Origin of the sequence: Pseudarthrobacter sulfonivorans, assembly GCF_024391045.1 — a bacterium.
GTDB classification, from domain to species: domain Bacteria; phylum Actinomycetota; class Actinomycetes; order Actinomycetales; family Micrococcaceae; genus Arthrobacter; species Arthrobacter sulfonivorans_B.
In genome coordinates this window covers 178,351-192,974 of sequence record NZ_JANFCZ010000003.1, presented here as the reverse complement: position 1 = coordinate 192,974, position 14,624 = coordinate 178,351, and the positions used below count along the sequence as shown (strand labels likewise).

The window sequence follows — 14,624 nt, the reverse complement described above, 5'->3', positions numbered from 1 at the left end:
CGCTATGGTCTCCCCGCGGCCTTGAGCGCGGCGTTGAAGGAACTTAGCCTGCTCACCTCAATCTCCACGGGCTCCACCACCAGGTCCCCGGCAACCTTCCCGACGGCGGCCCTGAGCCGTCTCCGTGCTTTGGCTGCCCGTGTCCTGGCCGTTCCCGCGCCGATGGCCTTTCCGGTGATGGCCAGGAAGATCCCCAGCACCACGCCGCCCGCGATCATGAGGGTGGGAACGGGCCAGCCCTCAACCCTAGGCACCTCCGGCACCGGCAGCTGAAAATATGCAAGTCCGGCCAGGACGCCAAGCCAGCCCAGGCCACCGACCACTACGGCCAGCGCCAGCCACTGAACCGCATTGAACACGCTCCACCACCAGGACTTCCGGAAGGTCAGCAGGTCTGTTCCGGCGATGGCCTGATCCAACGCATCCGGCAGCGCATCCCGCCCTTCACGGGCGGCACCACGGATGGCCGCCCGCCACGGCCCGGGCGCTCCATCGCTGGCAGCGTCCGCGAACTCGCGGACGGCGGCGTCCGTGCGGGCCCGTTCCGGGGCGCCTGCAGGAGGGAGCGACGTCCGGTTCAGCCGGGACGGCGAGGAACTCCTCAGGTTAAGCCTCCGCAGCGGATCAGCCTTGAACCTGAGCAGCCACCGGGTGACCGGCCAGCCGGTGCGGCGGGTCGATTCCATCCGGTAGGACGTGGCGACGGCATTCACCACCAGGGGTACGTTCGCCGCCGCGGCCAGTTCGTCGGTGAGCCGTGAAGTGGACGCCGGCCTGACTCCGGCCGCATCCCCCACGCCGGACACATCGTGCAGTTGGCGGGAGGCTCGCGTGACGTCCGCCGCGAGCCGCTGCGACAGGGCCTGGCGCTGGGTGGCCACGTCCCGGATGGCGCGCCGCACCTTGTCCACACCCGTCCCGTCCAGGGCGGAGGCACCCAGGACCTGGACCTTCCCCAGCCCGTCGCGGGCCAGTATGCCCTTGAGTGACTCCAGCACCGGCCCGACATCCCGGTCAGGCAACCTGTCCACCTGGTTCAGGACCACCAGCGTCACCGCCCCGTGGGCGGCCATCGGCTTCAGGAAGTCGTTGTGCACCGCGGCATCGGCGTACTTTTGCGGGTCGAGCACCCACACCAGCACGTCCACGAGGCCCACCATCCGCTCGACGATCTCACGGTTGGCCGCCCGGGTGGAGTCGAAATCGGGAAGGTCCAGCAGGATCAACCCGGTGCCCTCGTCCGCGAATCCGGGGACGGGGTCGGCGTGGTGCCGGCTGCGTACTTCCAGCCAGTCCAGCAGCGGTTCGCTGCCGTCAGCTCCCCAAACACCCGCCAAAGGTTCCGACGTGGTGGGACGGCGGGCTGCCGCCGTCGCGATTTCCGCGCCGCTGACCGCGTTGAACAGGGACGATTTTCCGCTGCCGGTGGCGCCGAAGAAGCCCACCACGGTGTGGTCGGCAGACAGCGACCGCCGGGAACTTGCCCGTTCCAGCAGCCGGAACGCGTCCTCCAGGGCCGCATCGGGCAGGACGCCCTCGGCCAGCTCTCGGGCGTCGTTCAAGGCGGCTAGTCTGCGGTCCAGCTGCGAGACTTCACGGGCCACACCGTGCCGGCTCACGTCCGCTCCGCCAGCCGGGCGAGGTTGCTGGAATAGTCCGCCAAGGTATGCGACGCATCCGTACCGCCGGGCGGGAGGCGGTCCAGGAACTTCCGCTGCTCCGCTGCCAGGAGCAGCCGGCAGCGGGCATGGAGGTCATCGCGGGCCGTCTGGGCAAGCCTCCGGACGGCGTCTTCCCCGAAGACTGCCTCAAGCAGCCTCTGGCCCACAACGGCGGTGCCGCCCGCCACGCCGATCTCCAGCCCCGTGAGTCCGGCCGTCATGGAAAACACCACAATCATCAGTGCGGCGCCCAATCCATTGATCCCGAACGAGAGCCAGCGGGCCTGGGTGCGCTTCCCCTGCCCCTCCGTACGGATCAGTTCCAACAGGCCCGCCTGCCAGGCCCTGATCTCTGCGGCAGCGGCGTCGGCGAAGCCTGGGGCCGTTCCGGACAGGTCATCGGCAGCCAACAACGCGCGGCCGGCCGGGTCCGAGCGCCAGCGCTGGTCCGTGTCTTCGCCCGCGTTGGCGGCTTCATCCAGGATGACCGCTTGAAGGCCTGTTTCGATGGCCACTTCAACCCGGACCGCCGGCGTGGGCTCGCCCCGGAAGAACGCTCCCAACCGGTCCCGCAGCCGGCCGATGTTCTGCTCCAGGGCCCGGAAGAACTCTCCTGTGCCAACGAAGTCCTGCCAGCGCGCCAGCACTTCGCCGCGCAGCAGCGCCCCGTCCTTGGTGGCATCCAGGATTCTGGCCGCGGCATCCCGGTACGCGCCCTCCGCATCGGCCCGGAGGGACGCCGCGGCACGCTCCTGCTCCCGGACCGCGGCGGCCACAGCACTGACCTTCGCGGCCAGGGCCTTTACCGTGCCGTTCAACGTCCGGCGGGCGATCTCCGAGCGTCCCGCTGCATCAGCGGCGAGGTCCCGCAGCCACACCTGCAGCGGCTGCACGGAATCAGGCGGCAGCATGCCCAGGCCATCCAGGTCCGTCTCACGCACAACAAACAGCCTGGCCTCCCCCAGGCCCTCCTTCTGAAGCAACCCGCGCAAATCGGCACTGACTTCGGCTTCGGCCTCTGCCGGCACACGGTCTAGGACGACGGCAACCATAATGTCCCTCGAGGACGCATTCAACAGCAGCTTCCAAGGAACCGCATCCGCATACCGGTTGGCCGTGGTGACAAAGACCCACAGGTCGGCAGCGGCCAGCAGTTGCCCGGCCAACCTGCGGTTGTCATCCGAAATGGAATCAACGTCGGGCGCATCCAGCAGGGCGATACCCTGCGGAACCGATGGGTCGGCCACGAGCACAAGGGAGGAAATTGCCTCCGCATCCGGTGTTGCGCCCGCGCGGCTGGCGGGGAGTGGTTCGGTTGAAAGGGTGCCCCGGATCCGGCTGAGGGTGGGAAGCACCCGTTGGCCCTCGAACCAGCCGGCATCGGCGGGGTGGTGCAGCAGGATGGGTTGCCGCGTGGTGGGCCTGATGGCCCCGGAACGGGTGACCGGGTGCCCCACGAGGGCGTTCACCAATGTGGACTTCCCGGCGCCGGTGGAACCTCCGACGACGGCGAGCAGCGGTGCGTCCAAGCTGCGGTAACGCGGGAGGATGTAGTCCTCCAGTTGGGCCACCGAGTTCCGGACCTCCGTACGGGACTGCGCCACGCCTGGCAGTGCGAGTGGCAGTGATACGGCGGCGAGGTCCTCCCGAACAGCTTCGAGCAGTTCCACGGCAGCCAACGCATCCTGGTTCGCCGGCCGGGCAGGCTGGCTGCGTGGTGCGCGGTGAGGCGGCGGCGGGGGCTGAGGTGGCGAACCGTCGGAGGAGGTCACAGCATCATCATGCCAGTTCAGGTGGCGATCCCGGCCGGGCATCACATATTCAGCCAAAGAAAAACGGTCCCGGGCTGATGCCCGGGACCGTCCTATCGTGACCCCAGCGGGATTCGAACCCGCGTTACCGCCGTGAGAGGGCAGCGTACTAGGCCGCTATACGATGGGGCCGCGTACTTCCTGGAAGCTTGCACTTCCATCCGGCCGGAAGCCGGATTGCTAAGAGAGTATTTCACAAACTCAGCGTGTGTTTCAAATTGGCGAACCTGCTTGAAACCCCTGATTTACCGCCGAAACGGGCGGCATATCAGAGCTGGGATACCAGGACTCGAACCTAGAATGACGGTACCAGAAACCGTAGTGTTGCCAATTACACCATATCCCAATGATACTTTCGGGCCGGAGTTTTAGGCTTCAACCTGCGCTCCGTGCGCCTCAGCACGAGAAATTACTCTACCCGAGACTTTTCGTTGGCACAAATCGAGGGACCGGCCGGCGCGCCAAGCCCCGGGCGCCGGGGCCGGCATCCCCATCACCCGGCCGCGTCTCGGACCCTTGCCATCAGCCCCCCGCAAGTTTACTCTCGGTAAGTTACTGACTGGTAACAAATCGTCGAGAGGACTATCCGTGCCACAAAGTCGTGCCGCAGCTTCCATCCACACCCCTGTCAGGACCCGGGCCCAAAAGATAGCCATCGCAATCCTTGCTCTGATCCTTGTTGCTTTCCTTGGCTTCTACACGCTGGTGACCGGCCGGATAACGGACGGATCCGCCAAACTTCGTGACGGTGCAGGGCAGGCGGCCGCCGGCGCGTCGCAACTCAAGGACGGCGCAGGCCAGCTCGCAAACGGCGCCGGGAAGGCCGGGGACGGCGCGGGCCAAGTGTCCTCCGGCGCCAACAAAGTGTTCCTCGGCGTCACCGAAAAACTTGCCCCGGGTGCCGAGCGGCTGGAGGCCGGCGCCGGTGAACTCACCGCCGGCGCCGTAAAAATCGAGAACGACGTCAACAACAAACTTGCTCCCGGCGTCTACAAAGTGGACGACGGCGCCCGCAAACTCGCCGCCGGCGCGTCGCAACTGGCCGCGGCCCTCACGGCCACAGCAGGCGGAAATGCCGACAACAACCTGGCCGACGGTGCCGGCGCCTTGGATGCCGGGGCTGCCCGGCTGGCTTCGGGAGCCGGCGAGCTGGCGGCCGGAACCGGGCAGCTCAAGGGGTACCGCGGTGCAAACAACTCCCCCGAAGCAGGAACCGGCACCGCAGCCTTGGCACAGGCCCTCGAGCTTCTTGACGCTGCCGCCTCGGATCCCCTGCAGGGTCTGGTCCCGCTCGCCGTCGTGAAGGACAAGATCGCCAAGATCACGGCCGGCGCCCACAAACTCGATGCCGGTGCCTCTGCGCTGCAGGCAGGCGCCGGCAAACTCAACGATGGCACCGTTCAACTGCATGCGGGAACGGGTCGGCTCACCGCAGGATTCGCCACGCTCGGTGAAAAGCTCAACAGCCGTGATCCTGCCAATCCGGGTGTCGTGCTGGGCACCGAACTGCTTGCCGCCGGAACATCGCAGATCCGGACCGGCATGGATGGTGTTCCCGGCGACCCGGAGCATCCTGGCCTGATCAACGCCGTGGCAAGGATTACCTCAGGCAGCTCGCGGTTGGCGGAAGGAACGTCCGCGCTGAACACGGGCATCAAGGGCGATCCCGCTGACCCCGGCAACCCCGGCCTCCTGACGGGCTCACAGGCCTTGGCTACAGGCGCGTCAGAGCTTGCCGCCGGCAATTCGAAGCTGGCCTCGGGGTCCGAGGAATTGGCTTCCGGGGCGGGGAAGCTTGCTGACGGCAACGCCCGGGTCGCCGCCGGTACCGACACCCTGTACTCGGGCGCAGCTGCGGTTTCGCCGGCTAATGCCGTGGGCAAGGCCGACACCACCGTGGCCCTTGGACTGGTGGCTGTGCTGGTGCTTGGCTCCGTGAGCGCCTACCTGATGCTGCGGGGCCGGAGACTGTCCGTACGCGGGGCGGGAAGTCAGGCCAGCAGCTGAGACAGCGAGGTGACCTCGTGGCCCTCGAACCCGGCCGCAGTCTCCCCTGCCCTGTTGAGCCAGACGCCCACGAGTCCCGCCGCCGTCGAACCTTCAGCGTCCAGCATCCTGTTGTCGCCCACGTAGAGGGTTTCCGCCGCAACGGTGCCCAGGAGACGGACGCCTTCAAGATAAATTGCGGGCTCGGGCTTGGCCACCCCCACGGTGTCCGTGCCAACCAGGCGGTTCACCCGCGCCAACCCCGCGCCGTCGAGCTTGGCGCGCTGGTAGTCGTGCACGTTGTTGCTCACGGCGCCATAGGGGATCCCTGCGTTGTCCAACAAGTCAAGGAGGGGCAGCACGTCGTCGAAGGCCCGGACATAGGAGGGCTGGAGTCGGCTGTAGGCAGTCAGCCAACGGTGCGACTCTTCGCCGTCCGCAAGTTCCACCCCGAAGTGGCCCAAGGCGGCCCTGCCCCGCAGGAGGCGCTGGTCGTTAAACGTCAGCTCCCCTGCCAGGTACCGGTCGTAGTAGTGCGTTGTTTCGTGGGTGAAGATCCGGCCGAAACGCTCCCATCCGGTCTGGTCCAGGCCGGGCAGGAGGTGTTCACTGACTTCGCGCAAGGCCGTGGTCATCGCGTATTCGAGGTCCACCAGGGTGTCATCGATGTCAAACAGGACGCCCCGAACGGTCCCGAACGGTGTCTTCAGGACTCCCCCGGCCTCCATGCCCGTAATAGTCATCAGCCGCGGAAGGTCCGGAGCCGGCTCAGGGACGAGTCCTTGCCCAGGATCACCATGGATTCAAAGAGGGGCGGGGAAATGCGGCGCCCGGAGATGGCAGTGCGCACCGGGCCAAAGGCCAGCCGGGGTTTGATGCCGAGGTCCTCGACGAGCGCCTGCTTCAGCGCCGCCTGGATGTTCTCCGGGGTCCACTGCTGGACGGGCTCAAGGGCCGCCAACGCGGCGTCAAGGACTTCGGCCAGGTTTGCGGGCAGGCCCTTGCGGGCATCATCGGCGATGTCGATTGCGTCGTCAGCCTTGAACAGGAACCCGAGCATCTCCGGCGCCTCGCCCAGCAGGGTGACACGTTCCTGGATCAGCGGTGCGGCTTCGGTGAGGATCTCCGCCTGGCGCGCCGTGAGCTCGTCCCCCACGAATCCGGCGGTCCGCAGGTACGGGACAAGCCGGCCACGGAAGTCTTCGGGGTTGAGCATGCGGATGTGGGTGCCGTTGATGGCCTCCGCCTTCTTGATGTCGAAGCGTGCCGGGTTGGCGAGCACGTCCTGGACATCGAAGTTTTCGATCAGCTGGTCCACCGTGAAGATGTCCTCATCGGCCGAGAGGCTCCAGCCGAGCAGCGAAAGGTAGTTCAGCAGGCCCTCCGGGATGAACCCGCGGTCGCGCAGCAGGAAGAGGTTGGACTGCGGGTCCCGCTTGGAGAGCTTCTTGTTGCCCTCCCCCATGACGTACGGGAGGTGGCCGAAGAGCGGCAGGTAGCTGGCGACGCCGATTTCGATGAGGTAGCGGATCAGCACCACCTGGCGGGGGGTGGAGGAAAGCAGGTCCTCACCGCGCAGGACGTGGGTGATGCCCATGAGCGCATCATCAACGGGGTTAACCAGTGTGTACAGCGGCGAGCCGTCGGCCCGGACAATGACGTAGTCCGGGATGCTGCCGGCTTTGAAGGTGATGTCGCCGCGGACCAGATCGGTGAAGACCACGTCCTCGTCAGGCATCCGGACCCGCAGGACGGGCTGGCGGCCCTCGGCCTTGAAGGCTGCCAGCTGCTCGTCGGTGAGTTCGCGGTCGAAGTTGTCGTAGCCGAGCTTGGGATCGCGGCCGGCGGCACGGTGGCGCGCCTCCACCTCCTCGGGCGAGGAATAGCATTCATAGGCGTAACCGGCCTCGAGGAGTTTTGCGACGACGTCCTTGTACAGGTCCAGCCGCTGCGACTGCCGGTACGGCTCATGCGGACCGCCGACCTCCACGCCCTCTTCCCACGTAATGCCCAGCCACTTCAGGGCCTCCAGCAACTGCTGGTAGCTCTCTTCCGAGTCACGGGCTGCGTCCGTGTCCTCAATCCGGAACACAAAGGTGCCCTTGGTGTGCTTGGCGTGGGCCCAATTGAACAGAGCCGTCCGGATCAGCCCGACGTGCGGTGTTCCGGTAGGCGAAGGGCAGAACCGGACGCGCACCGGGGTATCGGCAGTGACGGTCGGGACGGAGGCAGCATTGGACGCAGAAGCAGTAGTCATAGTGGCTCCAACTTTACCGCCTGCCGCAGCGTTGTCCCGTCCGGCGGACCGCGGCGTTGGTCAGCGGCGGACCACAGGGTTGGAGAGGCGACCGATGCCTTCGATCTCCACCTCGTAGCGGTCTCCGGCCTGCACCAGCCCCACACCCGCGGGGGTGCCGGTCATGATGACGTCGCCGGGCAGCAGCGTGAAGGCCCGTGAGACGATGGAGACCAGTTCGCGGACGCCGCGGATCATCTGGCTGGTGCTTCCGTCCTGGCGCAGTTCACCGTTGAGCCGGCCCTGGATGTGCAGGTCTTCGGTGTCCAGTTCGGTCTCGATCCACGGGCCCAGCGGCGCCGAGGTATCGAAGCCCTTGGCGCGGGCCCACTGGAGATCGGTCTTCTGGACGTCGCGTGCCGTGAGGTCATTGCCGCAGGTGTAGCCGAAGATCACGTCGTCGACGCGTTCCTCCGGGACGTCCTTGCAGATCCGTCCGATCACGACGCAGAGCTCCGCTTCGAAGGAGACTTCCTCGGAGAAGTCCGGCAGCACGATGGGATCGTTGGGTCCCACGACGGCGGTGTTGGGCTTCAGGAACAGCAAGGGCTGGGCGGGGACTTCGTTGCCCAGCTCGGCGGCATGCTCCACGAAGTTCCGGCCGACGCCGATGACCTTGCTGCGCGGAATGATGGGGGCCAGGAGCCGGACATCCTCGAGCTTGTGCTTGACGTGGGTCCGTTCCACACCGTTGAAGAACGGGTCGCCATTAATGACAGTGATCTCTTCACTGCCGGACTCGCCGTCAACGACGCCGTAGAGGGGATCAGAATCGACTACAAACCGGGCAATACGCATGGTGAATAGCCTACAGTCCTGACCGGCGCCACTTGTTCCGGTATTCCGGTCAGCCCTCGGATCGTCCCCGGAGGTAATCAAGCTGGGCCGCCACCGACATCTCGGCGGCCCGCCGGACGGAAGCGTCGACATCCGCGTAAACCACGTCCGTCACGGCCGCCGCGGTGGCGTCCCGGCCCAGCCCTTCCAGCGCTTCGCGGATCTGTGCCAGCCGTTCGAGGCGATGCCCGCGGTAGGCGCGGGTCACGGCTTCAAGGGAAGGAAGCACGGGCCCGTGGGCCGGCAGGACACCGGCTCCGCCAAAGGCTTCAAGCCGGTCCAGGGATTCGAGATAATCGCCCAGTGCGCCATCCGGGTAGTCCAGCATGGTGGTCCCCCGGCCCAGGATGGTGTCGCCGGTCAGCACCGAGCCGAGCGCGCCGTCGTCGGGAAGGTGGAAGCACACCGAATCCGAGGTGTGCCCCGGCGTGGCCACGACTTGGATGGACACCCCTGCCGCCCGGATGGTTTCACCGTGCCGCAGCGGATCGGCGCCATGGCAGTGCCGGGGATCCGCTGCCCGCACCGGGGCGCCGGTAAGTTCCTGCAGCCGCACCGAGCCCGCTGTGTGGTCTGCGTGGCGGTGCGTCACCAGGATCAGCTCCACACGGCCGGTGCCGGCCAGCCGGCGGAGGTGTCCCTCGTCCGCGGGGCCCGGGTCCACAACCACCGAAGCCTCGGCGTCCTTGGCCGAGATGACGTAGGAGTTGGTGCCGTCGAGGCTCATCGGCCCGGGGTTGGGCGCCAGGATGAACCGGGTCAGGGCTGAGCTGCGCTGCAGGACGGGGCTGGTGGCTGAAGTCACCATTCCATCTTTGCACCGACTCCCTGCCTGGGCACGGGCGGCACGGCTGCGGGATGAGGAAGGAGCGGAATAGAACAGCGCGGAAAAGAACACCGCGGAATAGAACAGCGCCCAGCCGGGGTTGTCCACGGGTGAAGACCACACGATCTCCAGCAGGAAGCCGACACCAAACACTATGAGCGCCACACCCACCTCCCTTGCAGACCTCCTGGCCGAGGCAGACTCTGCCGGGCATGACCACGCGGCTACCGAGAAAAACAAGGGCCTGCAGCACATCCACAACCATGCGACGGGCAGCATCGTGTGGTTCCCAACGTGGAAGAAGTTCCGCGAAACCACCGACTGGAACGATGCTGTCGAGGGTGTCGCGGAGGACTTCAGGTCAGGTACCGCTCCCGTCGAAGAATGGGCCGCCAAATTCCTGGCGGATGACCTCGCGGAACTCCTGAAGCGTGCTGCTGCCGCCGGCGACGCCAACACTTTCGTCCAGGAGAACCTCACGCACCACCTGACCCGTACGTGGGCCGTGGGCGACGCCGTCGCGAAGGAAACCGGGAAGGACCTGCCCACCGGCAGCACCACGGCGGCCATCTTTGCCGGCTACCCCTACGACGTCTACGCCCAGGACGGCGGCGTTTTTGCCACCACGCTGTGGAACGACATCATCGATGCCCGCCGCAACCAGGCCCTGGCCGACGAAGCCGCACGCAAGGCCCTGAAGCCCGTCTCCCGCAAGGCACTCAAGAACGCTGCCCGGAAGGCCGCCCGCCGCTAACGCCGGGAAACAGCAAGGCGGGGTCACTTAACGCCCGTCCCGAAGGGAGTTTCGGGCGTTAGGTGACCCCGCCTTGTGGTGGTGAGGGCGATTGATGCGGCGCTCAGGCCAGGCGCGTCAGCCAACCGTGACGGTCCGGCACGGTTCCGGTCTGGATGCCGAGGAGCTGCTCACGGATGGCCATGGTGGTCTCCCCCGCTTTGGCGTCCTCCGAGCCGATGAATTCCGTGTTGTCCTTCAGGACGCCGATCGGGGTGATCACGGCGGCGGTACCGCACGCAAAGACCTCGGTGATCTCGCCGGAGGCCACGCCGTCACGCCATTCGGCAAGGGTGATCTTGCGCTCGGCGACCTCACGGCCCATGTCCTTGGCCACCTGCATCACCGAAGAGCGGGTGACGCCTTCCAAGATGGTGCCGGTCAGCGCCGGCGTCGCCAGGGAGCCGTCCTTCAGGACGAAGAACACATTCATGCCGCCGAGTTCTTCCACGGCGTCGTCGTTGAAGTGGTCCAGGAACAGCACCTGCTTGCAGCCGTTGGCTTCTGCTTCCTGCTGGGCGATCAGGGATGCGGCGTAGTTGCCGCCGCACTTGGCGGCCCCGGTACCGCCGCGGCCGGCGCGGGCGTATTCGCGGGAAATCCAGATGGACACCGGCTTCAGCTCGCCGCCGAAGTAGTTCCCTGCCGGCGAGGCGATCACACGGAAGGAGACTTCACGGGCGGCCCGGACACCCAGGAACGCCTCGGTGGCGATCATGAACGGCCGCAGGTACAGCGCCTCACCGTCACCGGCAGGCACCCACTCCTTGTCAACAGTCACGAGCTCCCGGATGGCGCCCAGGAAGTACTCGACGGGCAGCTCAGGCAACGCGAGCCGGCGTGCCGACTTGTTCAGGCGTGCCGCGTTCGCCTCCGGCCGGAACGTCCAAACGGAACCGTCGGCGTGGCGGTAAGCCTTGAGTCCCTCGAAGATCTCCTGGCCGTAGTGGAGCACCGCGGCGGACGGGTCCAGGGAGATGGGCCCGTAAGCCTCGATCCTGGGGTTGTGCCAGCCGCCGGAGCCCTGTTCATCGACCGAGTAATCCACCACGGCGGTGTGGTCGGTGAAGTAGTTGCCAAATCCCGGGTTCGCCAGGATGGCTGCACGCTCTTCAGCTGACTTCGGGGTTGCCGAGAGCTGCTGGTTGAATTCGACGCCATGGGCAGTCTGGGTCATGGTTCCTCCACGATCGGCCGCCCGTGAACGCGGTTCAGCACTGAACCGCGGGGGCAGCATTTGGTGATTCGAAACAAGCTTACGCCCGCGTAAGGGGTCCCGTCGGCAGCACCCCCGGAGCGTGCCTACAGTGCTGCGGCGATGGCGTCTCCGACGACGCTGGTGCTCCGGGAGACGCCGTCGCGGTTTTCGACGTCGGCGATCACTGCCGCCTCGATCTTCCGTGCCGCACCGGCATAGCCGAGGTGGTCCAGCAGGAGCGCTGCCGACAGGATCGCCGCAGTGGGATCGGCCTTCTGCTGGCCCGCAATGTCGGGGGCGGAGCCGTGGACCGGTTCGAACATGGACGGTGCGGTGCGGTCCATGTTGATGTTGCCGGAAGCGGCCAGCCCGATGCCGCCCGTGATGGCCGCGGCCAGGTCGGTGAGGATGTCGCCGAAGAGGTTGTCCGTGACGATCACGTCAAAGCGGGACGGGTCCGTGACCATAAAGATGGTGGCCGCATCAACATGCAGGTAATCATGCGTGACCTCCGGGAATTCCTGCGCCACAGCTTCGACGGTGCGCTTCCACAGGTGGCCTGCGTAGACCAGGACGTTGTGCTTGTGGACCAAGGTCACATGCTTGCGTTCCCGTGCGCCGGCGCGGCGGAAGGCATCGCGGACGACCCGCTCCACACCGTGTGCCGTGTTCAGTGAAACTTCGGTGGCCACCTCGTGCACAGTGCCGGCCCGCAGGCTGCCGCCGTTGCCCACGTACGGGCCTTCGGTGCCCTCCCTGACCACAATGAAATCGATGACGCCGGGCTTGGCCAGGGGGCTGCCCACAGTTCCATAGAGGCGTGAGGGCCGCAGGTTGACGTAGTGGTCCAGGCTGAAACGTAGTTTAAGGAGCATTTCACGCTCGATGATCCCGGACGGAATGCGGGTATCCCCGGGGGCAGCGCCCACGGCCCCGAAGAGGATCGCGTCCCGCGTGCGCAGGTCTGCCAGGACCTCATCCGGCAGGGTCTCCCCTGTCGCCAGCCAGTGCTCGGCACCAAGCTTGTAGTGGGTCTGCTCGAGGGTTACGCCTTCGGCTGCGACTGCCTTTTCGAGGACCTTCAGTGCCTCGGCGATGACCTCGGGGCCGATGCCGTCACCGGGAATGACTGCGAGATTGATGGATGCGCTCATGCTTCAAGAATATTAAGGTAATCCGCATGCCGGACAATCAGTCTCAATCAGTGAGACGATGCCCGGAGTCAGGCCGCATCAGTGAACGGGGGCTTGCGGATCGGGCGATGCAACCACCACTACGTTCTTGCCCCAGGGATCATCCGTATAACAGGAAATCAGGACCAGCCGGTTGGGGACCACCTGCCAGATGGGACTGTCCTTCAGCCCTGCCTTGTCATACGTGGCAACAGTATCCACCCGGTAGGACAGTTCCCCCGTAGCTGTCACCACGGTCAGTTTGTCACCCGCGGCAGCCCTCGTGCTCAGCCGGTTGAAGGGGGCATCACGGTCCACCCAGTCATGGCCGGCCACATAGGTGGTGTTGGCGGAGCCGGCGCCGGGTACTCCGTAGGGGGTGAGCCAGTAGCCGTCCATGGTGTCTGGCGGGACGATGGACTGGCTTGCCTGGTCCGCAGCGCTCGGCTCCAGAGGGTGGATCGGCACGTCCATGTCCGCCGCAGGGTAGATCAGCCGCTGGGGCGCGGCGGCGGCCGGACCGGCCGGGACGGGAGCCGCCGGCGGGGACGGCGCGGCCGTTGGGGCAGGTGTGGGGGTAGGCGTTGGTGTCGGCACGGACAGGGCCGTGGGAAGTGGCTGGACAATATGCGTTTGCGGCGACGTCGCCGGTCCCGTTATCTGGGGAAGGAATGAGACCGCGAGAAATGCAACGAGCCCGCAAAGGACTATGAACAGAATGCTCCGGGCATGGAAAATCCGCCGCGGAGTTTTCGGATCCGGCCCCGACGGGCGGGTGGTGGTGGGTGGATCTGCAGCGGGTGCCTGAGGGTCGCTGTCCATGGTTCCCTCGCATGTTCGGCGGGAGTGCGCCTGGTTGGCGGCAGGTGCCGTGCCGTTGTGGCCACGGCACCTGCCAGGATTTAACCAATGCCCTCGCGGGCGTCAGTTTCCGCGATTAGTGCTTGCGGTTTCCGGAAAGGCTGCCTTCCTGCAGCACCTTGCGGGCAGCAACTCCGGCAGCGGCGAGCATCATCACAATCAGCCCGGCCGCCCAGGGAGCAAGCCCGGTATCAGTTGATGCCACCGCGGTCTGGACATTGAACCCGGTGTTGGTTGTCACCGCAGCCGCTACTGCGACAGGTGGCGCTGCGACGGCTCCCGTGGGGACCTCAACCGGGGCCACCGGAGGAGTTACCGCTGGAGGGGTCTCCGCCGGAGGGGTTTCCGCCGGCGGTGTCTCGACCGGAGGGGTCACCGGCGGAGTCTCTACCGGAGGGGTCTCTTCTTCGGTCGGGCAGGGCACACAGTCGTTTTCGTAGGTCGCCCGGCCGGTATCATCCCAGTTTTGGCCTCCCCACTTGTCGGTCGGGGGAATGATGTCATCGCCGTGCTGGGCGTGATCCTTCAGTCCTTTGTAGTCAACCGTGACCTGCACATAGGGCTTGTTTTCCCAGCCCGTGGCGTGGCAGATGGTGATCGTGTGGTCGTGGTCGCCGTTTCCGTTGCCGTGGTCTTCGGGGACAGTGCAGCCGGCTTTCCAGATGTCCATCTTGTCGAGGTTCTGGCCCTCAGGTATGGCCTTCCCGTCGTTGGCCGGGATGATGTCACCCCAGTGGTCCGCGTGGCCCTTGAGTGCGTTCAGGTCGACCGTCATCGACACATAGGGGTTGTTGTCCGAGCCGGTGGCGTGGCAGATGGTGACCTTGTGATCACCTTTTTCGTTATCACCTGCTATTGCCGGAGCGGTGGCACCGAGTAACGCGAGGCCTGTGACACCTATGGCGGCAAGGATCCGTTTCATTTCCGTCTCCATCCATTGTCTGGTCCAAACTGATCAGACGGAGGAGAAACGGCGTTCCGGTACAGGGCCGCAAAAAGGCAAACAGCGAGCATCGGAACGACGGTTCTCCCAGATGCGAATCATCAGTTTGCTAACCCGACAAGGCTATGCAGCGCACTTGGGCCGTGTCTCGAGTACTCGTTACCCGCATTCCGGGACTGCTCATACTGCCTTTTACCCGAACCGTACTCAGGTCGGGTACCAACAAGTAGTCAGCCCGGT

Annotated in this window: 12 protein-coding genes and 2 tRNA genes; 2 read left to right on the top strand and 12 right to left on the bottom strand. The window is 66.0% G+C overall.

All coding sequences use genetic code 11. From position 1 onward, the window contains the following. Nucleotides 1–2: 2 nt before the first annotated feature. From NQJ30_RS03615 to NQJ30_RS03600, 4 genes are all read right to left on the bottom strand, one after another. Nucleotides 3–1,619, bottom strand: a complete 1,617-nt coding sequence (locus NQJ30_RS03615) for a GTPase (protein ID WP_255768356.1) — start codon at nt 1,617–1,619, stop codon at nt 3–5. Next, a complete protein-coding gene (locus NQJ30_RS03610) occupies nt 1,616–3,475 on the bottom strand; it encodes a dynamin family protein (RefSeq protein ID WP_374113213.1) in 1,860 nt (619 codons plus the stop codon). Before NQJ30_RS03610 ends, NQJ30_RS03615 begins: the two co-directional genes overlap by 4 nt. Before the next feature lie 56 nt (nt 3,476–3,531). Next, nucleotides 3,532–3,604 (bottom strand) — tRNA-Glu (locus tag NQJ30_RS03605). A 142-nt stretch (nt 3,605–3,746) separates the two neighbouring features. Further along, a tRNA-Gln gene (locus NQJ30_RS03600) sits at nt 3,747–3,818 on the bottom strand. A gap of 242 nt (nt 3,819–4,060) precedes the next feature. Between NQJ30_RS03600 and NQJ30_RS03595 the strand changes: the two genes are divergently transcribed. After that, a complete protein-coding gene (locus tag NQJ30_RS03595; RefSeq protein ID WP_255768354.1) occupies nt 4,061–5,479 on the top strand; it encodes a hypothetical protein in 1,419 nt (472 codons plus the stop codon). On the opposite strand, the gene NQJ30_RS03590 is transcribed toward NQJ30_RS03595, so the two are convergent. From NQJ30_RS03590 to NQJ30_RS03575, 4 genes are read right to left on the bottom strand one after another with little or no spacing between them, the layout of a single operon-like run. Further along, nucleotides 5,464–6,201 (bottom strand): HAD family hydrolase, encoded by a 738-nt coding sequence (locus NQJ30_RS03590; protein ID WP_255768353.1) that lies wholly within the window; start codon nt 6,199–6,201, stop codon nt 5,464–5,466. The two genes, NQJ30_RS03595 and NQJ30_RS03590, sit on opposite strands and share 16 nt — an antisense overlap. Continuing rightward, a complete protein-coding gene (gltX, locus tag NQJ30_RS03585) occupies nt 6,201–7,715 on the bottom strand; it encodes a glutamate--tRNA ligase (RefSeq protein ID WP_255768352.1) in 1,515 nt (504 codons plus the stop codon). Before gltX ends, NQJ30_RS03590 begins: the two co-directional genes overlap by 1 nt. A 60-nt stretch (nt 7,716–7,775) precedes the next feature. Further along, nucleotides 7,776–8,552, bottom strand: a complete 777-nt coding sequence (locus NQJ30_RS03580) for a fumarylacetoacetate hydrolase family protein (RefSeq protein ID WP_255768351.1) — start codon at nt 8,550–8,552, stop codon at nt 7,776–7,778. A 49-nt stretch (nt 8,553–8,601) separates the two neighbouring features. Next, a complete protein-coding gene (locus NQJ30_RS03575) occupies nt 8,602–9,399 on the bottom strand; it encodes an MBL fold metallo-hydrolase (RefSeq protein ID WP_304663804.1) in 798 nt (265 codons plus the stop codon). A 172-nt stretch (nt 9,400–9,571) separates the two neighbouring features. On the opposite strand from NQJ30_RS03575, the gene NQJ30_RS03570 reads away from it, so the two are divergent. After that, nucleotides 9,572–10,171: a hypothetical protein gene (locus NQJ30_RS03570; protein ID WP_255768350.1), complete on the top strand. Its 600-nt coding sequence runs from the start codon at nt 9,572–9,574 to the stop codon at nt 10,169–10,171. Nucleotides 10,172–10,274: 103 nt separating this feature from the next. Here the strand turns inward: NQJ30_RS03570 and NQJ30_RS03565 are convergent, their stop codons facing one another. The 4 genes from NQJ30_RS03565 to NQJ30_RS03550 form a co-directional block, all read right to left on the bottom strand. After that, nucleotides 10,275–11,387 carry a branched-chain amino acid aminotransferase gene (locus NQJ30_RS03565; RefSeq protein ID WP_255768349.1) on the bottom strand — a complete coding sequence of 371 codons (1,113 nt, stop codon included), beginning with the start codon at nt 11,385–11,387 and terminating at the stop codon, nt 10,275–10,277. A gap of 125 nt (nt 11,388–11,512) precedes the next feature. After that, entirely contained in the window at nt 11,513–12,562 is a 1,050-nt protein-coding gene (locus tag NQJ30_RS03560; protein WP_255768348.1) for a 3-isopropylmalate dehydrogenase, read from the bottom strand. 78 nt (nt 12,563–12,640) lie between these two features. Then, complete coding sequence (locus NQJ30_RS03555) at nt 12,641–13,177, bottom strand: class F sortase (protein ID WP_308215145.1); 537 nt, start codon at nt 13,175–13,177, stop codon at nt 12,641–12,643. 340 nt (nt 13,178–13,517) lie between these two features. Beyond that, nucleotides 13,518–14,363 (bottom strand): hypothetical protein, encoded by an 846-nt coding sequence (locus tag NQJ30_RS03550; RefSeq protein WP_255768347.1) that lies wholly within the window; start codon nt 14,361–14,363, stop codon nt 13,518–13,520. Nucleotides 14,364–14,624 lie beyond the last annotated feature (261 nt).